Source organism: Luteibacter sp. P4_E6, from assembly GCF_056401535.1.
In genome coordinates, this window is the sequence record NZ_JBFUJE010000027.1 from 1 (window position 1) to 21,199 (window position 21,199).

The following is a 21,199-nucleotide window of genomic DNA, read 5'->3' on the forward strand; positions in this document are numbered from 1 at the left end:
GTGGGTACCTGAAGGAGGCTACGCATCTATCGCCGAGGCCGAGAAGGAGCTGACCGACTTTCTGATCTACTACAACCTAGAACGGCAACACTCGCGACTAAACGACATCCCGCCAGTGCTCTTCGAGCAACTGGCGGCTCAGGCTCCTACACCGGTGTCCAGAAAAGCTTGACCACTGCAATTCATCGGCGATCCCGCGGCAGCAGGCGGGGTTGAGGCAAGCACCCGTTCGCCGATGAATCGGCTCCTACGGGGGTGCGGTATCGCCTGTGGCGCGGAGCACTTCGTCGACGAAGGCGCGCAAGCGTGGAAGGTGGCGAAGATCCTTGTGGTAGCCGAGCCAGACGTCGCGACCGGGAGGTGTTTCGCCGAGATCGATGCGGCGCAGACCGGGCGTCGCGTCACCCAGTGGACAAGGCAACACCGCGATACCCACGCCGAGCGCGCAGGCGCGTGCCTGCGCCTCGCGGCTGTTGCTGCGGAAGGCTACGCGAGTGTCAGGCAGGCGCGACTGCAGCCATGCTACGTCGGGCATGTCGCCGAAGGCGGTGTCCATCGTGATCCGTTGGGGTGCCACTGTATCGTCGTGCGTCGTCGCGATGTAGGCCGCGTATGGCATATGCAGAAGCCTGCGCTGTGCGATGTCCGGCTCGTCGAACGGCGCGATGCGGAAGACGAGGTCCGCCTCACGGCGCGCCAGGCTCAGCCGTCGCGCATCCGTGATCAGTTCGACGGTCACCGCCGGATGGCGACGATGCATCGCTGCGATCGCGGGACTCAGCACGTGCGCGCCGAACCAATCCGATGACGACACGCGCAGATCACCCTCCAGTTCTCCTGCGTGCCCGCTCGCTGCACGAGCGATGCCCAGCGCTTCGGATTCCATCCGTTCGGCGTGCGCGAGCACGGCCGCACCCTCGTCGGTGAGGACGAACCCTTCGCTGGTCCGCTGGAACAGGGTCAGGCCCAGGGACGCTTCAAGCGCGCGGATGCGCCGGCCCATGGTCGGCTGGGTCTGGCCAAGTTCGCGCCCGGCAGCGCCGAGCGTGCCGCCTCGGGCCACCGCCAGAAAGATGCGCAGATCGCTCCATTCCATGCCGCATCATGCAGTTATGCATGGGTGTCGTGCAATTCTGGCCGTTCTCCATGCGTGATCGAAGGACTAACGTAGTCGCCAAGGACGACGCCGTCGCCCACCAGAGCCCACCATGACACCTTCCCGCCCGATGTCCGCCCTGCGCCTCGATGCGCCGGGTACCCCCCTGGTCCTTGCCCACCTTCCACGCCCGGTAGCGGGCGTTGGCGAAGTCCTTGTCCGCATCCTGGCCGCGGGTCTCAACCCGCTGGACACGAAGATCCGTGCCGGCCAGGCCGCGCATGCCCGCCAGCCGGCACCGGCCGTGCTCGGCATCGATATGTCTGGGACGGTCGAAGCGGTGGGCGATGGTGTTGATGGGTTTGCGCCCGGCGACGCCGTTTACGGCATGACCGGCGGCGTCGGTGGCGTGCAGGGCTCTCTGGCGGAGTTCGCCGCCGTCGACGCACGGTTGCTCGCGCACGCTCCTTCCCGCATCCCCCTCGCCGATGCCGCCGCCATCCCGCTGGGTTTCATCACCGCCTGGGAAGGCCTGGTCGATCGCGCCGACGTGCAGCCCGGGCAGTCGGTGCTCGTCCATGGCGGAGCCGGCGGCGTCGGTAGCATGGCCGTCCAGTTGGCGGTGGCACGCGGTGCGCGCGTCGTGGCGACGGGCAGCGCTTCCCAGCTGGCGACGATGACCGCCATGGGCGCGACCGCCGTGGACCGGCAGGTCGAAGACATCGAGACGATCGTCCGCGAATACACCAACGGCGAGGGTTTCGACGTGGTTTACGACACTCTCGGCGGCGCGACGCTCGACGCATCCTTCGTCGCCGCGCGACGTAACGGTGGCCACGTGGTCAGCAGCCTCGGCTGGGGTACGCACTCACTCGCGCCGCTGTCGTTCCGCGCGGCGAGCTACTCCGGTGTGTTCACCCTGATGCCGTTGCTGACCGGCCACGGGCGCGAGCAGCATGGGCGCATCCTGGCTGAAGCGACGCGGCTTGCCGACGCAGGGAAGTTGGTGCCGGTGCTATCGGCGCAACGCTTCAGACTCGCCGGCGGCGATGCCGCGCTCGATCTGGTCGAGAGCGGCCGTTCCGCCGGCAAGGTGATCGTGACCCTTCCCTGAGCCGATCAGTGCAGGGCCGATCAACGCAACGGATTCGCCTTGACACCTTCGTTGGTCATCTTGACCGGGAGGATGCTGCCGTCCTTGTCGAACGACATGACATCGATGGACGTCACCCGATCGTTACCGTTGGTGTCGCCCAGAGGATGCCGGTGGTAAACGATGTACCAGCTGTCGTCCTTCGCGTTGTGGAACACCGAGTGATGGCCGGCCCCGGTGGCGACCTGCGGATCTTGCTTGAGGATCGTGCCCATCCGCTTGAACGGTCCCATCGGTGAATCGCCGATGGCATAGGCGACGGAATAGTTGGGGCCGGTCCAGCCGCCTTCCGACCACATGAAGTAGTAGTGCCCGTTGCGCTTGAACATCAGCGGGCCCTCGACGTACTCCGGTCCCGGCGTGATTTCCTTGAAGGCCGTGCCGTCGGCCATCGGCTCGACGCCGGTGAAGTCCGACTTCAGCTTGACGATGTTCGCGTGCTTCCAGCCGCCGTAGATCATGTAGTACGTGCCGTCGTCGTCATGAAAGACGAACTGGTCGATCGGCTGCGCGCCGTTGTGGAAGGCACCGACCAGTGGCTTGCCCAGCAAGTCCTTGAATGGCCCCTCGGGCTTGTCGGCCACCGCCACGCCAATGCCGCCCACTTCCTTGTCGCTCTGGATATCGTTCGCGGCAAAGAAGAAGAAGTACTTGCMATCCTTCTCGACCAGGGCGGGCGCCCAGAGCGCTTTCTTCGCCCAGGGAATCGCCTTTATCTCGAGCACGTTCGCATGTTTCGTCCAATGGACGAGATCGGGCGAGGAGAACGCGTCGAAATGGGTCTGCTCGCTGTACGGGAGCGATGTGGTCGGATAGATCCAGTACTGGCCACCGAAGATGGCGGCTTCCGGATCGGCGTACCAGCCGGGAAACACGGGATTACCCGAATAGCCCGGAGGCGGCGCGGCCAGCGCATTCGTGGAGAGCAGCGCGGCCAGTGCCGCGCTCCCAAGCATCTTGCGAAACCCCATCACGATCTCCGGTTCGACGTTAGCGAACGTTCGATCCTAATGGGTCTGGCCGTCCAAAGGTTACGACGGCTTATCAGAACCGGTAGCGTGCGGAACCGACAATGCTGCGACGCGGACCGTAGAAACAGTCACCGCGGGCAAGGCAGCTTGCGCTGTACGCCTGGTCGGTGAGATTGGCCGCGTTGACGGAGAAGCGCCACGGGCCCTGTGTGTACGCGACCATCGCGTCGAACAGCGTCTTGTCCGGGACGCGAATCGACCCTGTCTCGTCGTAGTTCACGCCGATGTAGCGCGCGCCCATGCCGAAGCTCAAGCCGTCGCCATCCGCGTCGTTGACGTGATACACGCCCCATACCGACGCCTGGTTCTTCGGCAGGCCGGCGACGATCGTGCCGTCGTCGGGACGTGCCTTGGTCCAGGTGTAGGTACCGATCAGGTCGACGTGACTGGCCACGCGGGTCGACGCCTCGAGTTCGACGCCGCGGGTCTTCGCGCTGCCGGCCTGGATCTGGTTGAGCGGATTGGTCGGGTCGGGCGCCAGCCGATTCTCTTCGCGCAGGTCGTAGTACGTCGCCGTGATCAGCGTGGCGCTGCCGACCGGCTGGTACTTCACGCCAGCTTCGTACTGCTTGCCGCGCAAGGGCTGGTAGGGACGGTTGTAGAAATCCAGGCTGTCCAGCGGCTGGAAGGACTCCGTGTAACTGACATATGGCACCAGGCCGTTATCGAAGCGATACATCACCCCGTAACGAGCCGTGGTGGCGTTGTCCACGGAGCGGGTATCGCCTGTCGCAAGCGTGGCGCGGTCATGGCGCACGCCCACGGTACCGATCCAGTGCTCGCCCCAGTTGATCTGGTCCTGCAGGTACACGCCGGTCTGGCGCGTCACGCTCGATGCCACCGGGAAGATGTCCGGTGCAACGAAACCATTGCCGTAGACAGGCGAGTAAAGGTCGAACGGCACGCCATCGAAGCCATTGCCCTGGCGCGAGTCCGTGTGTGAGTGCGCAAGGTCGACGCCGATCAGCACACGATGATGCATCCCGCCAACATCGACGTCGGCTTCGGCGTGCGAATCGGTAGTCAGGCGCTTGTGCCGATCGATCGATACATAGCTGTAGCGCGCGACGGTGCGCTGCGCGTCGTCCAGGAACGGGTACGACGGATTCGAGTACACGTCGGGATACAGCGAGCGGTAATCGACATTGTCGTGCGAGTAGCGTGTGTTCTGAACGAACTTCCAGGTGTCGTTGAAACGGTGTTCGAACAACGACGTGATGGAACGCTGGTCGGTGTTGTAGCGATCGAAGCCCGGCTCGCTGACGAAGCGATCGGTGCGGATGCGACCGTTCGGATTCGGAAAGATCGTACCGGCATGCGGCAGGAAGTTGAGCGTCGAACCGCTGTGGTCGAACTGCAGGTTGGCGAGCAGCGTCCAGTTCGTATCGGCGTCGGGATGCCACGTAATCGATGGTGCGATGGCCTTGCGGTCATCGGCAACATGGGCGACCTGCGCGTCTGCATCGCGGACCACGCCGATCAGCCGATACGCCCAGTGCCCAGCGCTATCCAGCGGCCCGGTGAAGTCGAACGCAAGCTGCTTGCGCGCATTGTTGCCGAGCTGCACTTCGACTTCGTGACCCGGCATGAACTCCGGGCGCTTCGAGGTCAGGGCGATGAGGCCACCCGTGGTGCCCTGGCCGTAAAGTACCGACGACGGACCGCGAACGATCTCGAGGCGGTCGAGGAAGTAGGGCTCGGTGCGTGCATAGGCATTGCCGAAGAACTGCCGAAGACCATCGAGGTACTGGGTGAACGAGGTGCCGCGCAGGAACGCGTCATCGCCGCGGCTATCGACGCCATAGGCATCGGCCCGGACGCCGGCCGAATAGCGCAGCGCGTCCTGAACGGTGAGCACGCCCTGGTCGATCATCTGCGTGTTCGAGATGACGGAAATCGCTTGCGGCGTCTCGATGAGTGGCGTGTCCGTCTTCGTTGCGCCCGAGGCGTCGGAGCGCGTGTAGCCCTCGTCCTGCTTGAGGCCCTGCACAGCGACGGGAGCGAGCTGCACGGCCTTGTCGCTGGAAGCCTGAGCGGTTGCGTCTCCTCTAGGCGTGAGACTTTGGCCGGGCGTGGCGAACGGAAGCAACGCTCCGGCGATCAGGAGCGGCAGCGAATTCCTGCGAAGAATCATGGAGTTGTCCTATAGGTCGCACGAGGGCCCTTCTCCCTTCGTGCGAGCTTAATTGCGAATGACTATCATTTGTATGATGTAGGAATTCGCTGACTCGCGCAATCTTGCGATTCGCAGAAAAGCGAAGGCCCCGCACGAATGCKGGACCCCGTACGCCGGAACCTCTTGAATATCCCACTCTTGGTGAGGACCCCGAAGGGCGGACGAACGCCGGGCCGGGTATACGTTCGCCGAGGACGATACGTGCAGCACACGCAGCCCGCAATGAAGATGTTTCTTAGAGACGGTCGGTAGACCCTCGCGCTTGGTAAGCGAACGTGAAGCACATTGCCGACATGATCTTCCGCAAGGACCGATAACGAACAACGCAACGAATACGCCTCACTACTTGCTTTACCTAGTGGGGCTTTTCGATGGGAGTGAACTGGGCTACGGGGCTTATGAGATGGCAGCCCTACGTTGCATCATCAGGGAAAGCCTTTCCGCTAAATCACCTGCATCCTTTTAGATTCGCATTGCGCTTGCCCGCAGCGCCAGGCTCGAGTGAGATCGATGTTGACATCGAAATAGGATTCTCCATGCACACCTTTACGCGTGGGCGCCGTGCCGGAGACTCGTCGGAATCGACCTACGCGGACGCGCGCGAGTGTCGCGTCTTCGACGAGGAGCGTTATGCGCTCTCGTACAGACTTCCCGAGATTGTCAAGAATCTCTGGGCACGCAAGTGTTACCACGCGCGAAATCAGAACTATCTCAGCCTGGATGGAATATCGACTGCCGAGAGACCATGCGACTACCGCGTCTTCTTCGTATTGCGACGTTTGAAAAGAGATGGGGCTTCCCCACGGCCCTGCGTAAGACTGATTGTCCAGAGCGCCTACGCTACCCGTCCCAGTAACCAGGGAAAGGAAAGACCAATCCGCTTTCGCGTGCTCCTGCATCGAGTTCTAGGGTTAGGCGTCGGCTCAAAAAAGCGAAGGCCCCGCACGAATGCGGGGCCCCGTAGCCCGGATCTCTTGGATATCCCACTCCTGGTGAGGACCCCGGAGGGCGGATGAACGCCGAGGCGGGCGGTGCGTTCAGAACGAACGATACGTCTAACGCCGAAACACCGCAATGCCGATTTTTCTCAGATGTATGTAGGACTTACCTCTGCAAGTCCCGTTTCCCCGGCAACGCCCACAGCAATCCCCGCGTGATGACCGAAGGAAATACCGTGAGGTGATCTTCGTCGGGGATGGTCGTCATCTGGATATGCAAACCGGGATACCGCTTCGCCTTGAGTTCATCCATGAAACGCCGCGCGTTGCGCACCATGTCGACGCTGCGGTTGTAGCGTGGATCGTGCGACGAAGGCTCGAGGGTTTCGTAAGCGCCAAGTACCATCAGCACATGGGCCGGCATGTCCTTCAGCGTCGATGTGGCCTTGCGCATGCGCGTGAACTCGACCTGCCGATCGAACTGCAGGGACGGACTGCCGAGGATGTAGTACTGGAACATGCCCGGGTCTGCGATGAGCATGTCCAGGCCGAGCAAGCCGCCGTACGAGTGACCGGTGTAGATCTTCCGGCTCATGTCGGCGCGATAGTTCGCAGCGATCAGGGGGAAGACCTGCTCCTTGATGAAGCGACGATAGAGATCGCTCTCACCATAGACGACGGGACGCCCGGGCATATCGGACACAGCGTCTGCGGTGCCGTGTGGCGTCGGCGTGTAGTCGCGTCGCCGGCTGTACTCCGGCGTGTCGCCCACCGCATACGCCAGGCCAACGAGGATGAAGTCTTCGGTGCCGTCGCCGTGGTCGCCGACGCGGCGTCCGATGCTTCGGATCAAAGGGAAAGCGTAGTTGGCATCGGTCACGAAGATGACCGGGTATCGCCGGTTCGGGTCCTTCCTGTACGACGGCGGGAGGCTGACCAGGACCTGATAATCGCGATCCGTTCCATCGGCATGCAGCGTGCGAACTTCGGTGTCGTCCAGCACGTAGGGTGGAGGCACCTGGGGGTCGATCGGCTTTGAAGAGACCACTGACGGCGCGGCAGTGGCCGCGCTCATCCAGATGGCACACGCCACGAGAAGCGATCTACTACGTCGGTCCATCCCTGGTGCCTCGCGTCGGGTCAAAACCCGATTGACGCACGACGCCCGAAAAATCTCCAGCTACGCCATCAGCAGGTCTTCGTAGAACGCCCCGATAGGAAGGGTCGGATGCGCGATCTGGATTTCGAGGATCCACAACCCCGGAACGGGGACTGCGTCGAAGCCACCGAGCGCACCGGCCTTGTGCACGGCATGCGGATAGTCGCCGACCCGATGCCCCTTGGTGGCGTGGTTGAGGCGCCAGCCCATGGCCTCGGCTTCGGCACTGGCGTAGTCGTAGAGGGCCACGCCCGTCACGCCTCCGCGCCACCGGGYGGCAGTGCGGGCGAAGAGCTGGCGTGAGGCTTCCGAGCACGCGTGCATCGTCGCGTCGTCACCGACCACGAAGGTGTCACCGACATCGCCCTCGTGGCCATCGAAAACCGGACCCAGGTCGATGAAGAAGATGTCGTTCGCGGCGAGCACGGTATCGGGGGCGGAACGCTGACGGAACGTCTTCAGCGTGTTGGCACCGAAGCGGACGATGCTCGGGTGCCAGATGCGCTGCATGCCGGCGGCGGCCAGGCGTTCGCCGGCCAGATCGATGGCCTCCGGCTCGCTCATCCCCGGCGCGACACGCGACGCGATATCGCGCAGGGCCGTCCATGACTGCTCGCGGGCACCGAGCATCTGCTCGAGGGAGAAACGCTTGCCAACATGTTCGGCGGTCGCGACGGCCATGGCTCGGTCCTGCTTGGGGTCAGGGCCCGATTATCCCTCTTCGATGCCCGCCAGTTCGAGCGCCGCGCGCCGACCGGCGGCAAGCACCTCGTCCGACGTGGCTGGATCGTTGGTGGCGCGGGCGACCTGCATGGTGCCAGCCATCAGGCCGTAGAGGGCGATGGCTCGCGACCGCGCCTGGGCCGGTGGTAGCGCCGGCCATTGCGTGGCTGCCAGTTCCAGGAACTCGTTCACTCCGACCGTGAAGGCCGCTCGCACGGCGTCCGAATGACGGGCTACTTCGGCAGCGACAGCGGACGAGGGACAACCACGTCCGGGATTGTCCCGATGGCGAATGGAAAAGTAGCTCCGGATGAGCCCGCCGAGTCCCTCGCCACCATCGATCCAATGCCGGAGTCGCGCCACCCGGTCCTTGAGCGCCGCCGTCACTGCCTCCCGCGTCAGGTCTTCCTTGGATTCGAAGTGGTTGTAGAAGGCACCGTTGGTGAGACCCGCCGCTGCCATCAGCGATTTCACACCCTCGCCTTCGATGCCGTGTTCGCGAAAACGGAACGCGGCGGTCTCGACGATGCGCTGGCGGGTCTGGTCCTTGTGTTCCTTGTCGTAACGCATGGCTCAGTGCTCCGTGGTGGCGACGTCGTCGCGAGGTGCGTCCCAACCGCCGCCGAGGGCGCGGAAGGCGGCCACGGCGGAGCGCGCGTYGTTCGCGTGGACCTGTGCGAGCAGGTCCCGCGATGCGAGCAACTGGCGATCCTCGTCGAGCACTTCGATAAGGCTGATCGCACCGCCCTTGTACGCATCCTGCGCTGCGTCGCGAGCACGGATGTGCGCATCCACTTCGTCGGTCAGCAGCGCGTGCTGGGCCTCGAGCTGGGACAGGGACACGATGGCGTTCTCCACGTCTTCCGTGGCACGCAGCATCGACGCGCGGTACTTCGCCAGCGCTTCGGCATTGGCGCCCCTGGCCTGCTGCACCTCGGTGTCCACGCGGCCGAAGTCGAAGAGACGCCAGTGCAGGCCAAGCGCACCCTGGGGCTGGAAGGCGGCGCCGGTAAGCAGGTGGCCGGCGCCCAGCGTGCTGAAGCCGAGCAAGGCGGACAAGGAGACCGACGGGTAGTACTCGGACACGGCGACACCGATCCGCGCATTGCTGGCGGCGAGCTCGCGCTCGGCGGCGATCACGTCCGGGCGGCGACGAAGCAGGGCAGCCGGGCCGCCCGCCGCATCCACGCCGGGCACGAGGTACGACTTGCCGGCGCCACCGATCTCCGCGGCGTAGGTTCCCGGTGCCGCGCCCATGAGCACGTCGAGACGATTGAGCTGTGTTTCCAGTTCGATCTTCAGCGGAGGTATCGTCGCCCGGGCCTGCAGGAGCAACGCTTCGGACTGGGCCGTCTCGCGTGCCGTGCCTACACCGTGCTCCGCGCGCAGGCGAACGAGGTCGACCAGGCCAGTTTCGTTCTTGATCTGCTCTTCGGCGATGGCGATACGCTCCTGCGCACCGCGCACGCGGAAGTACGCGTCGGCCGCTTCGGCAGCCAGCGAGATGCGCACGCCGACGTGCGTGGCCTCTGCCGCCTGGTATTCCGCATCGGCGGCTTCGGCACCGCGGCGGAGGCCACCGGCAAGATCAGTCTCCCAGCTGGCACCGGCACCGATGTCCTGGATGGTCTGGTCGCGCTCGTAGCCCGGGAAGGCGCTGGCGATCGTGCCGAGCGGGCTGCGCGTGGACTGGTGCTGCCGGGCGACGCTGCCGTCGAGGCTTCCGCTCGGCATGCGATCGGCCTGTGCGTGCGCTGCCGCGGCACGCGCCTGTGCAACGCGGGCCGTGGAGGCGGCAAGGTCAAGATTTTGCGCCATCACGCGATCGACGATGGCAACCAGCTCGGGATCGTTGAAACCCTTCCACCACGCGTCCAGTGATGGAGCAGGCGCCGCGACCTGGCGCGCGGCCAGCGCGTCGGACTCATGCCAGGTCGGGTTGCTGGCCATGTTGGGCCGGACGTAATCGGGACCGACCGTGCATCCCGCGAGACCCGCGGCCAGCAAGGCGAAGAGGAATTTAGTGCGCATCGGGGGAAGGCCCTTTCGGCGGCTGCACCTTGCGCATCAACGGGACCATGATCGTCGCGATGACAAAGCACACCATGATGGAGAGGAAGGCGTCGCTGTAAGTCAGCGTCTGCGCCTCACGGAAGGTCAGTTGCCAGAGCGATTGCAACGCGGCGGTGTAGTTCTCGGTATCCGCCGGGTTGGGCAGTAGGTTGTTCATCGCTTCGTTGGTCGGGTTCAGGTGCTCGGCAAGGCGGTAGAAATGCAGATTGGTACGATCGCTGAGGATCGTTGCGCATCCGGCGATGCCCATCGCGCCACCGAGGTTGCGCATGAGGTTGAACAGACCCGACGCCTGCTTCAGTTTCGAAGGCAGCAGTCCGCCCAGGGTGAGCGTGACGGTCGGTGGAATGGCCAGCTGCTGGCCCATGCCACGAAGTGCCTGCGGGAACAGCAGCTCCGTGCCGCTCCAGTCATGCGTGATCGGGGTGAACTCGAACATCGACACCGCGAACAAGGCCAGGCCGACCATCAGCAACCAGCGCAGGTCGACGCGGTTGGCCAGCATCGAGTAGATCGGGATGGTCAGGATCTGGAAGACGCCCGTGGAGAACACCGCTTTGCCGATCTGCAACGCGCTGTAGCCTTCCACGCGGCCCAGGAAGAGCGGCGTCAGGTAGATGGTCGCGAACAGGCCGATGCCGGTAACGAAGGAGAAGAAGCAGCCCAGTGCGAAGTTGCGGTCCTTGAGCGCACGAAGGTCCACCACCGGATGCTCGGCGGTGAGCCCGCGCCAGACAAAGAGCACGCCGGAGATCGCGGTGATCCATGCCGTGGTGCGGATGGTCGAATCCTGCATCCAGTTCCAGCGCGGGCCTTCCTCGAGCGTGTATTCGAGGCAGCCCAGGAAGGTGGCGATCAGCGCGATGCCCAGCCAGTCGCCCACTTTGAGCAGCGAGAAATCGGCTTCGTCGATCTTCACCAGGATCGGCACGGCAATGGTCACGAACGCACCGGGAATCAGGTTGACGAAGAACAGCCAGTGCCAGGAATAGTGGTCGGTGATCCAGCCGCCAAGCGTTGGCCCGAGCGTCGGCGCCAGCGAAGCGAGCGCGCCGATGGTCGCCGCCGCCACGACGCGGTTCTTCCCTTCGAAAAACACGAAGGCCGTGGTGAAGACCATCGGGATCATCGAGCCGCCGAGAAAGCCCTGGGCGGCGCGGAACACGATCATGCTCTGGATGTCCCAGGCCAGGCCGCAAAGCAGGCTGGTAAGCGTGAAGCCGGCCGCCGAAACGGCGAACAGCCAGCGCGTGGAAAACACGCGGCTCAGCCATCCCGAAAGCGGAATCACCACAATCTCGGCGATGAGATAGCTCGTCTGTACCCAGGCGGTGTCGTCCGCGCCGGCCGAGAGGCCACCGCCGATATCGCGCAGGGAGGCGGACACGATCTGGATGTCCAGCAACGCGATGAACATGCCCAGGCACATGCTCGCGAAAGCGAAGACCTTCTGGCCCTGGGTGAGATGAGCGATCGGGTTCATGGCGCTTTGGTATCGATCGTCGCAGTGACGGAAAGGCCCGGGCGCAACGTACCGAGGTCGCCGTCGTTACCGTCGAGGGTGACGCGGACCGGTACGCGCTGGACGATCTTGGTGAAGTTGCCGGTGGCGTTCTCCGGCGGCAGGACGCTGAATTGCGCACCGGTGGCCGGCGCAAGGCTGGTCACGTGGCCTTTGAATGTCTTGCCCGGCAACACATCGGCGCGAACATCGACCACCTGCCCCACGCTCATGCGGGCCAGCTGGTCTTCCTTGAAGTTGGCATCGACCCAGAGGCCGTGGGCGGGCACGACGACGAGCATCTGGCTACCCGCCGCGGCATAGGTACCGACGCGTGCGCGACGGTTGCCGATGACGCCATCGACCGGGGCACGCAGTTCCGTGTACGAGAGATTCAGCCTCGCAATGTCGGCTTCGGCGTGGGCCTGGCTCAGTGCGGCCTCGACCTGATGCTTCTGCGTGTCGATGACGTCCAGCTGTCGCTGCGCGCCCTGGACCACCGCCGAAGCGCGGTCGGTGGCTGCATGGGCCGTCTGGAAATCGGCCTGGGCACGCTGGGCGCTTTCCACCGAGACGGCCGAACGGCCGGCGAGGTCGCGGTAGCGCTGGTCGTCGAGTTTTGAACGGTTCGCTTCGGCCTGGGCGGCCGACAGCCCGGCCTGGGCCTGCGCAATCACGCTGTGCTGTAACTGGGCCACCGCATCGAGGTTACGCAACGACGCTTCCTGCGCCGCGACGGCCGCCTCGGCTTTTTCCAGCGCTGCCTTGTAGTCGCGGTCGTCGATCTTCACCAGAAGATCGCCCTTGTGGACAGCCTGGTTGTCCGTGACGGCGATGCCCTGGATGTACCCGGGAACCTTGGAGCCGATCACGGTGATGTCGCCGCCGACATAGGCGTCATCGGTGTCCTCGATGAACCGTCCGGTCGTCCACCAATGGGCGCCGTACAGGCCGACGACCACGATGAGGCCAACGAGGCCGATGATTTTAAAGCTCTTTTTTCGTCCCACAGCTTCGGAGACAGGAGTATCGATGACGGCGGCCACGGCGGTACCTGCTGGATAGTGAAATTACGAACGTACTTTTAATGAAGATGATACGCGTAATCTCAAGAGGCCGTGCACGACTTTTTTTCAAGGCAGACGTGAAAAGGCCGCCATGCGGCGGCCTCGGTATGCCTGTGGCATCGTTTTATAGGCGAAGCAGGCGGGCCGCCTGCTCCACCACGTCGGCGACGATCTGCGCCGCCCCCGCCTCCYGGGCCAGGGCGCCGGACTGCCCGGACCACAACGGTTGGAAGTCGCCCAGCCCGTCCGGTTCGGTGGCGGCGCGCAGAGGAGTCAGCGGACCACCGGCCAGCGGGAACGGGAGCGGGTCCGTCGACAATACTCCCAGCTCACGCATGATCCGGTTGACTACACCGCGCGCCGGTCTTCCGGTGAGTACGTTGGTCACCGCCGTGTTGTCGTCGCGTGCGGTGCGCAGCGCGTTGCGATGCGAAGTGACGCTGGTCGCCTCGTCCGCGAGCAGAAACGCCGTACCCAGCTGTACCGCCGATGCGCCAAGGCAAAGTGCGGCGGCCATGGCCCGGCCGTCGACAATGCCTCCCGCGGCAATGACCGGCACGGTCAGCGCATCCACCATCTGCGGCACGAGCGCGATGCTGCCGGGTTGGGTGGCCATGTCATCGCTAAGGAAGTTGCCGCGATGCCCCCCCGCTTCGTAGCCCTGCGCGATGACAGCATCGCAACCGCGATCCTGGAGCCAGCGCCCCTCCGCCACTGTCGTCGCCGATGCAATCACGATAGCGCCGGTTGCCTTGACGCGATCCAGCAGCACGTCGTCTGGAAGGCCGAAATGAAAGCTCACCACTTCAGGACGCAGGTCCGATACGAGCGAACACATGGCGGCATCGAAGGGTGCGCGTCCGCCAGCCTTCGGCAGCGTAGCGACATCGACGTCGAACTCGGCGAAGTAAGGCGCAAGTCGGTCGAGCCAGCGCCTCGTCATGTCGTCGGTCGGCGTGACAGGTGTATGTGCGAAGAAATTCAGGTTGATCCGGGAGCCCGGCGCTGCCGCGCGGAATGTCCTTACTTCCGCGTCTATCGTGTCGAGGGAAAGGGATGCACAGGGAATGGCTCCGAGGCCACCGGCACGTGCCACCGCGATGGCGAGTGCTGACCCACCCGATCCCGCCATGGGCGCGAGTAACAGGGGGTGCTCGATGGCGAAGAGGTCGAGGGCGCGGCGATCTATCCAGGCGGTCATGGCGATTCCTGACGAACAGGCATCGACGCACGCAGGAGGGTACGTCGACGCATTGCGATGAGAAGATTCTAGCCTGCCACAATCAGACATGGGTCAAGACCGTCGGAGCAGGTAGCTTCTCTTTCGACGCTCGCACCCCGTACGATGTATGCCTCGGGCGAATCGTCAAAGGAGCGCATTGCATGGTGAAGCCCGTGGGAGCACGTAGCCTCCACAACCAGGTCGTTCACGAACTGGGACAGCTGATCGTCAGCGGCAAGCTTGCGCCGGGCGAGGGTCTTCCGCGCGAGGATCTCCTGGCCGAACAGCTGCAGGTCAGCCGCACCGCGCTGCGCGAAGCGATGAAAGTTCTCGTGGCGAAGGGACTGATCGAATCCCGCCAGCGAACCGGTGCCCGCGTGCGCGAGGCCATTCACTGGAAACAGCTCGATGCCGAGGTGCTGGCCTGGCGCTGCGCCTCCATGCCGACGGACAGCTTCGTCGAACAGCTGGTCGAAATGCGTGAGCTGATCGAGCCCGGTGCCGCGGCCGCAGCGGCAAAACGACGAACCGACGCACAGATCGTCGAGCTCAAGGCCGCCTACGATGCGATGGCGGCGTCCGAAGACCTGGATGCCTGGGCCGAAGCGGATCTGGCCTTTCACGAGATCCTGCTGAAGGCCACCAACAACTCGCTCATGGTGTCGCTGTTTTCGGTGATCGAGACGGCGCTGGGCACGTTCTTCCTCCTCTCCGCACGCAACGCGAGCAACTTCAAGGCGGCCCTGCCGCAGCACCAGAAGGTCTATGAAGCCGTGCGTCGCGGCCAGCCCGAGGTGGCGAGGAAGGCCATGCTGGCCATGGTGGCCGAGTCACGGGCCAACATTCTCCGCCAGGCCCAGACCAAGGCCTGAGCGCGGGCCGGCGGGAAGCCCCGTGCAGCGCCATTTCACGCAAATGCTGCGCCGCAGCTTGCGGTCATATAATAATAAAATACTACAATTGACCCACGGGACAATCTTGAACGGCGAGTGAGAGCGGTGATGGAGGCAAGGCGACTTGCTTCCCGGGGAACCGTGCGCCGCAAATTCATCCATAGTGGGGAGTTAAGGAATGCAGCGGAAGGTACTCGCGCTGTCGGTGCGCAACGCACTGGCGGGCATGCTCGGCATCTGTTTCATCGGTGGTTTCATGCCGGTCCACGCGCAGGACGCGCCTGCCCCTTCCACCCAGGACACCCAGCGAACGACCGACGGAAAAGCTGTCACCGACCTCAACGGCGTCTCCGTGACCGGCCAGCTCCAGTCGTTGTTCCTTTCGCAGTCGACCAAGCGCGACGCGGTGAACACGGTGGACTCGGTGTCGGCAGAAGAAGCCGGCAAGTTCCCCGATCAAAACGTGGCCGACGCGCTCCAGCGCGTACCCGGCGTGTCGGTAAATCGTAGCGGCGGCGAATCGAACCAGATCACCGTGCGTGGTTTCGGTCCCGACTTCGTGAACGTGCTGCTCAACGGCCGCACCATGCCTACCGCGGCCAGCGACCGCGCCTTCGACTTCGACGTACTGCCCTCGGAAGTGATCCAGCAGGCCGTGGTGCAGAAGACCAGCACGCCGGATCTCGAAGAAGGCGGTATCGGCGGTACGGTCAACATCATCACGGCGCGTCCGTTCGACTTCAACGGATGGCATGCCGCAGGCAGCGCGGCTGGCGTCAACGACAGCATCAATGGCGGCTTCGCCAACAAGACGACGCCGAAAGTCTCCGGCATCATCGGCAACACGAACGCGGACCACACGTTCGGCTGGCTCGCCTCGGTCGTCTATTACAAGCGCGACCACATCGAGCAGTCCATCGACACCCTGGGCTGGCTGCAGAACCAGGACTTCTCGCGGATCAATCCGTCGTACACCAACCTGTCGCTGCCGCAGACACTGCAGGGCCAGGTGATCAATGAGACCCGCACGCGCACCTCGTTCAACGGCGCTATCGACTGGAAGCCGCTGGACGACGTGACCGTGAAGCTCGATGGCCTTTTCTCCGAGTACAAGGTGGACTCGACGTACAAGGCGTTCGGTTCCTATACCAATACCGGCATCATCCAGAACATCACGCCCGGCGCGAACGGCACCGCGCAGAACTTCGTGATGGACCAGTCCGGCGGCATGTCGAACGACTACGCGGAACAGGCCAACCCGCGTGACGCCTTCAACACGCAGTTCGGCAGCCATATCACCTGGCAGATCGATCCGTCGATGGAGCTGGACCTGGATTCCGCCGCATCCGGGGCGTGGAACAAGCAGTCGCAAGGCGGCTACTTCGTGGTGCTCGGTACGCGCAATGTCGGCGTGAATCCGACATGGACGAACAACGGGGACGACCATCTCGGCAGCTATACCGGCCTGCTTCCGTCCACCGACGTGAACGACCTGCATGCCCACGTGACCAACCAGGGCACGCAGAGCCCGAACGTCAGCGACAAGATCCTCGAAAACCAGCTGCACTTCGGCAAGAGCTTCCTTGATGGGACCTTGTCGCGCATCGACTTCGGCCTGTCCAATTCCAACCGCACCAAGACCGAAGTGACGTACAACACGCCGAACAGTTTCGGCTGCGCCGAGTACTGCGGCTACGTGGTGGATGTGCCGGCCGATGCGGTCAACGCCCAGGTGTTCCATGCGGGAAATCTCGTCAACGGTGCCTCGCCGGGATTCCCGCGCGACTGGGTAAGCTACGACGTGAACAAATTGTTCGCCTACCTGGCCACGCCCGCGGCCTATAACCAGCTGCCCAACGCGGCGGCCTTCAAGGCACAGCTCGACGCCAACGGCGGTGGCTTCACGTCGGTTCCGGATCCGAATACCTACAGCATGATCAAGGAGCGGATCAGTTCCGCTTACGGCATGGCCACGCTCGAAGGTGACGGCAGCATGCCGTGGACCCTCAACGTCGGCATGCGCTATACGAAGACGAACACCACCTCTTACGCGTACTCGGTGCCGATCGTCGGCATTGCCGTGAATCCGAACGACCCGACGAATGCGATTCCGACGTACGGCGCGTTGAGCCCGATCTCGGAGAACGGTAACTACCACGAGTGGCTGCCGTCGGCGAACTTCAAGCTCAACCTGCTCGACAACGTGGTATTCCGCGCCGCGGCATCCAAGACATTGACCCGCCCCGACCTGAGCAATCTGGCCGCCTCGGCGTCGTACAGCTTCCGCCCGCAGGACCAGACGGTTACGCGCGGCAACACACAGCTCAAGCCGTACCTGTCGAAGAACTACGATGCCGGCATCGAGTGGTACTTCAACGAAACCAGCTACACGGCGTTGAACCTGTTCCGCAAGCAGGTCAGCAATTTCAGCACCCTGATCACCACCCAGACGACCTTGCTGGGCTTCCCGTTCCTGCTGACCGAGCCGGTGAACCTCAACGAGGCCACGATCAAGGGCGCGGAGTTTACCTTCAACTACCAGTTCACCAAGCTGCCTTCGCCATTTGACGGCCTGGGCGTGGCGACCAACTACACCTACGTCACCAGCGACGCGACGATCAGCCAGGACAAGCTGGCAAATGCGGGCAAGTTCGCGGTGCCGGGCATCGGCAACTCCTACAATGCGAGCCTGTACTACCAGAAGGGCCCGGTGGAGATGCGCGTGGCATACAACTGGCGTGCGAAGTACCTCGCCTCGATCGCGGGCAACCAGAGCCAGCCGACCTCGGTGAAGGATTATGGCCAGCTCGATCTCAGCGCCAGCTACAAGCTCAACGAGCATGTCTCGCTGTTCGTGGATGCGACCAACCTGACCAACGAGAACATCTACCAGTACCAGGTGTACGACGATCGCCAGAGCTATGCCGAGGCCAATGGCCGCACCTTCTTCCTCGGTGTGCGCGCGTCGCTGTGATCCAGCTGTGCAACGACCGGTTGAGCGTGTGCCTGTTTCCGTCGGCCGGCGGAGGCATCGCACGCTTCGACTGGCTGGGTGGCGACGAGGAGGTGCCGCTGATGCGGCCCTGCCTCGGCGAGCCCGAGCGGTCCCCCGGCCGCTATGAGCCCAATCGACTTGCCTGTTACCCCCTCCTGCCGTGGAGCAATCGCATTGCCCACGGCGGCTTTTTTATGGGGGAACGGCGCGTATCCCTGCCGCTTAATCGCGACGACGATGCCTATCCGATCCATGGCAGCGGCTGGCAAAGGCGCTGGACCGTACGCCGGCACGATGCGGAAGAGGCCCACCTCGAGCTGATCGAAGCAGCGCGCGACGCTTACTCGTACCACGCCAGCCTGCACTATCAGCTGGACGGCGCCGCGCTGAAAGTGCGCCTGAGCGTCACCAACACCGGCGACGACGCCTTACCTTTCGGACTCGGGCTGCATCCCTTTTTTCCGCTTCATGGCGGCGCCACGCTGCTGGCCCCCGCCACCGGCGTCTGGCACAACGATGGACGAGGCCCCCTTCCCACGCATCATGGCGCGGTACCGGCGCCCTGGGACTTTCGGACGGGCCTGCCGCTGCCTGCCGATGGTGTCAATCACGCTTTCTCCGGCTGGACGGGCCGCGCGGTTATCGAATGGCCACAACACGCACTGCGCCTGCATGTCGAAGCAGATGTCGATGCCTATGTACTCTATACACCGGGGGACGAAGACTTCTTCTGCTTCGAACCGGTGGACCACCCGATCAATGCCGTGCATCTTCCGGGGGGCCCGGCAGCAAACGGCATGACCCTGCTCGGCGCCGGCGAAACGCTCGAACGCCACTTCGTGTTTCGTGCAGAGGTGTTCGAGGGCTGATGGCACTCCATTAACAAAGAGGTTGAACACTTGATGCGTCACGCCAGGATCGCCCGGTTCGCCACGCTCGTTGCGGGAAGTCTCCTTCTCATGCCCGCCTTCTCCGCGACGCGGACGACGTCGGCGGCGACCGCGCCGCCGACGTACGACGCCGCACATAAGGTGTTCCGCCTCGATGCAGGTGGTGTCACCTACGCCATGGGTGTGGACCCCCAGGGCAAGCTGCAGACGCTTTACTGGGGCGCGCGGCTGGCATCCGGCGACCCGCTCGGCGCGGCGACGCCCGCGCCGGAACGTTCGTCGTTCGACCCCGCCGGCAGCCTCTCGCCGCAAGAGTATGCGGGCTGGGGCGGCGCCATGACGGCCACGCCTGCACTGAAGATTCGCCTTGCCGATGGCAACCGCGACCTCGTGCTCCGCTACGACAGCTACACGATCGACCATGGCGCCCTGTCCATCGTGTTGCGCGACACCCAGGCCGGCGTCGCTGTCACGCTGCGCTACACAGCAGACGCGTCGACCGGCATCGTCGGCCGCTCCGCGCATATCCAGAACACCGGACAGCAGTCGCTGGTGATCGACAGCGCCGCCTCCGCCGCCTGGAACCTGCCGCGCGGCAGCGATTATTCGCTTCGTTACCTCACCGGCACCTGGGCTGGCGAATGGCACCTGCAGACACGCGCCATCACGCCGGGCGCGACCGTGCTCGAGAGCCGTCGCGGTAGCACGGGCGACGAGAACAATCCCTGGTTCGCCATCGGGCGCGGCAACGCATGGAGCGAGACCCACGGCGATGTCTGGTTCGGCGCCCTTGCCTGGAGCGGTTCGTGGAGCATCCGCGTGGACGAGGACATCCTCGGCCAGGTGCGCGTGGTCGGGGGATACAACCCCTTCGATTTTGGTTACAAGCTGCAGCCCGGACAGGCACTCGATACACCGGTGTTCTACGCGGGCTACACGCGCGACGGCATGGGTGAGGCATCGCGCCTGCTGCATCGCTTCGAACGCGACCGCATCCTGCCGGAAGGTTCGGGCACCCCCCTGCGTCCGGTCCTTTATAACTCCTGGGAAGCCACCGAGTTCAAAGTCGATGAAGCCGGCCAGGTACGCCTTGCCGAGAAGGCTGCCGCGCTCGGCGTGGAGCGCTTCGTCATGGACGATGGTTGGTTCGGCGCGCGTAACAGCGACCGCGCCGGCCTCGGTGACTGGGTGGTCAATCGGAACAAGTTTCCGAACGGATTGAAGCCGCTCGTCGACAAAGTGCACGGGCTCGGCATGAGCTTCGGCCTGTGGGTGGAGCCGGAGATGATCAATGCGGACAGCGACCTTTACCGCGCGCATCCGGATTGGGTGCTGAATTTTCCGGGACGCGACCGCAGTGAAGGCCGGCACCAGATGGTGCTGAACCTCGCACGCGAGGACGTCAAGGCGCACGTGCTCGAGGTGCTGGATGGCCTGCTCAAGGACAACGACATCCAGTTCCTGAAGTGGGATTACAACCGCAACTGGTCCGAGCCGGGCTGGTCGCAGATGCCGCCCGACGAGCAGCAGAAGGTCTACGTCGCGTACGTCAACAATCTCTACGACATCATTCGCGAGCTGCGCAAACGCCATCCGAAGGTCGAGATCGAATCCTGCTCCGGCGGTGGTGCCCGCGTGGATCTCGGCATCATGGCGCTCACCGATGAAGTCTGGCCGTCGGACAACACCGACCCATCGGATCGCCTGTCGATCCAGGACGGCTTCAGCCAGGCCTATGCGCCAGCCACGATGATGGCCTGGGTCACCGGCTCGCCCAACTGGGTGAACAACCGGACGAGCTCGCTCGATTTCCGCTTCCTCTCATCCATGCAGGGCGGGCTGGGCATCGGCGCGAACCTGCTCGAGTGGACGCCGGCGGACGAGACGACGGCGCGCCATTACATCACCGAGTACAAGGCGATCCGCGGTACGGTGCAGAAGGGCGATCTCTATCGCCTGCTGTCACCGCAAGACCGTGCACCCTGGTCCGCGACGGAATCGGTGGCCGGCGATGGCAGCCAGGCCGTGCTGTTCGCCTTCCAACGGCAAGGCGAAGAAGCGCGACCGTTCCCGACCTTGCGCCTTCGCGGTCTCGATCCGTCGACCCGCTATCGGTATCGCAGCATCCACGGCATGGCGGCCCCGGGTACACCGGATGTCGCAAGCGGCGCGTACTGGATGGAGCACGGCATCGATGTGCTGATGAGAGGCGATCTCCAGGCGGCAGCATTCGTTTTCGAGCGCGACGGCAAGCACTAGGCTCGCGCCGAACGCCTGGCCGC

General features: G+C 64.1%; 15 protein-coding genes. 5 read left to right on the forward strand and 10 right to left on the reverse strand.

Going from position 1 to position 21,199, the window contains the following annotated elements; translation table 11 throughout:
- Positions 1-247: 247 nt before the first annotated feature.
- Positions 248-1,096, reverse strand: coding sequence for a LysR family transcriptional regulator (locus AC1DT2_RS03575; protein ID WP_477294365.1), 849 nt, complete (start codon positions 1,094-1,096; stop codon positions 248-250).
- Between the two features lie 112 nt (positions 1,097-1,208).
- Here AC1DT2_RS03575 and AC1DT2_RS03580 point away from each other — a divergent pair, with 112 nt between their 5' ends.
- Positions 1,209-2,210 (forward strand): zinc-dependent alcohol dehydrogenase family protein, encoded by a 1,002-nt coding sequence (locus AC1DT2_RS03580; RefSeq protein WP_477294367.1) that lies wholly within the window; start codon positions 1,209-1,211, stop codon positions 2,208-2,210.
- A 20-nt stretch (positions 2,211-2,230) separates the two neighbouring features.
- Here the strand turns inward: AC1DT2_RS03580 and AC1DT2_RS03585 are convergent, their stop codons facing one another.
- The 9 genes from AC1DT2_RS03585 to AC1DT2_RS03625 form a co-directional block, all read right to left on the reverse strand.
- Positions 2,231-3,220 carry a glycoside hydrolase family 43 protein gene (locus AC1DT2_RS03585; protein ID WP_477294369.1) on the reverse strand — a complete coding sequence of 330 codons (990 nt, stop codon included), beginning with the start codon at positions 3,218-3,220 and terminating at the stop codon, positions 2,231-2,233.
- 73 nt (positions 3,221-3,293) lie between these two features.
- On the reverse strand, positions 3,294-5,414 hold the full coding sequence (locus tag AC1DT2_RS03590; RefSeq protein ID WP_477294371.1) for a TonB-dependent siderophore receptor: 2,121 nt from the start codon (positions 5,412-5,414) through the stop codon (positions 3,294-3,296).
- Between the two features lie 1,146 nt (positions 5,415-6,560).
- On the reverse strand, positions 6,561-7,469 hold the full coding sequence (locus AC1DT2_RS03595; protein ID WP_157504091.1) for an alpha/beta hydrolase: 909 nt from the start codon (positions 7,467-7,469) through the stop codon (positions 6,561-6,563).
- Positions 7,470-7,574: 105 nt separating this feature from the next.
- A complete protein-coding gene (locus AC1DT2_RS03600; protein WP_477294374.1) occupies positions 7,575-8,234 on the reverse strand; it encodes a M24 family metallopeptidase in 660 nt (219 codons plus the stop codon).
- 30 nt (positions 8,235-8,264) lie between these two features.
- The gene (locus AC1DT2_RS03605; protein WP_477294376.1) at positions 8,265-8,846 is read right to left on the reverse strand and encodes a TetR/AcrR family transcriptional regulator; all 582 of its coding nucleotides are present in this window, start codon (positions 8,844-8,846) and stop codon (positions 8,265-8,267) included.
- A gap of 3 nt (positions 8,847-8,849) precedes the next feature.
- Positions 8,850-10,307 (reverse strand): efflux transporter outer membrane subunit, encoded by a 1,458-nt coding sequence (locus tag AC1DT2_RS03610; RefSeq protein WP_477294378.1) that lies wholly within the window; start codon positions 10,305-10,307, stop codon positions 8,850-8,852.
- Positions 10,297-11,832 (reverse strand): DHA2 family efflux MFS transporter permease subunit, encoded by a 1,536-nt coding sequence (locus tag AC1DT2_RS03615; protein ID WP_063573016.1) that lies wholly within the window; start codon positions 11,830-11,832, stop codon positions 10,297-10,299. The genes AC1DT2_RS03610 and AC1DT2_RS03615 overlap by 11 nt, the downstream gene beginning before the upstream one ends.
- Entirely contained in the window at positions 11,829-12,896 is a 1,068-nt protein-coding gene (locus AC1DT2_RS03620) for an HlyD family secretion protein (protein ID WP_345777502.1), read from the reverse strand. Before AC1DT2_RS03620 ends, AC1DT2_RS03615 begins: the two co-directional genes overlap by 4 nt.
- A 145-nt stretch (positions 12,897-13,041) precedes the next feature.
- Complete coding sequence (locus tag AC1DT2_RS03625; protein ID WP_477294381.1) at positions 13,042-14,118, reverse strand: NAD(P)H-dependent flavin oxidoreductase; 1,077 nt, start codon at positions 14,116-14,118, stop codon at positions 13,042-13,044.
- Between the two features lie 182 nt (positions 14,119-14,300).
- On the opposite strand from AC1DT2_RS03625, the gene AC1DT2_RS03630 reads away from it, so the two are divergent.
- The 4 genes from AC1DT2_RS03630 to AC1DT2_RS03645 all read left to right on the forward strand — a co-directional run bounded on the left by AC1DT2_RS03630 (position 14,301) and on the right by AC1DT2_RS03645 (position 21,176).
- Positions 14,301-15,011, forward strand: a complete 711-nt coding sequence (locus AC1DT2_RS03630) for a FadR/GntR family transcriptional regulator (RefSeq protein WP_213949038.1) — start codon at positions 14,301-14,303, stop codon at positions 15,009-15,011.
- A gap of 199 nt (positions 15,012-15,210) precedes the next feature.
- Positions 15,211-18,006, forward strand: a complete 2,796-nt coding sequence (locus AC1DT2_RS03635; protein ID WP_477294384.1) for a TonB-dependent receptor — start codon at positions 15,211-15,213, stop codon at positions 18,004-18,006.
- 26 nt (positions 18,007-18,032) lie between these two features.
- The gene (locus tag AC1DT2_RS03640; protein ID WP_477294386.1) at positions 18,033-18,896 is read left to right on the forward strand and encodes an aldose 1-epimerase; all 864 of its coding nucleotides are present in this window, start codon (positions 18,033-18,035) and stop codon (positions 18,894-18,896) included.
- A gap of 33 nt (positions 18,897-18,929) precedes the next feature.
- A complete protein-coding gene (locus AC1DT2_RS03645; protein WP_255548593.1) occupies positions 18,930-21,176 on the forward strand; it encodes an alpha-galactosidase in 2,247 nt (748 codons plus the stop codon).
- Positions 21,177-21,199: the final 23 nt, after the last annotated feature.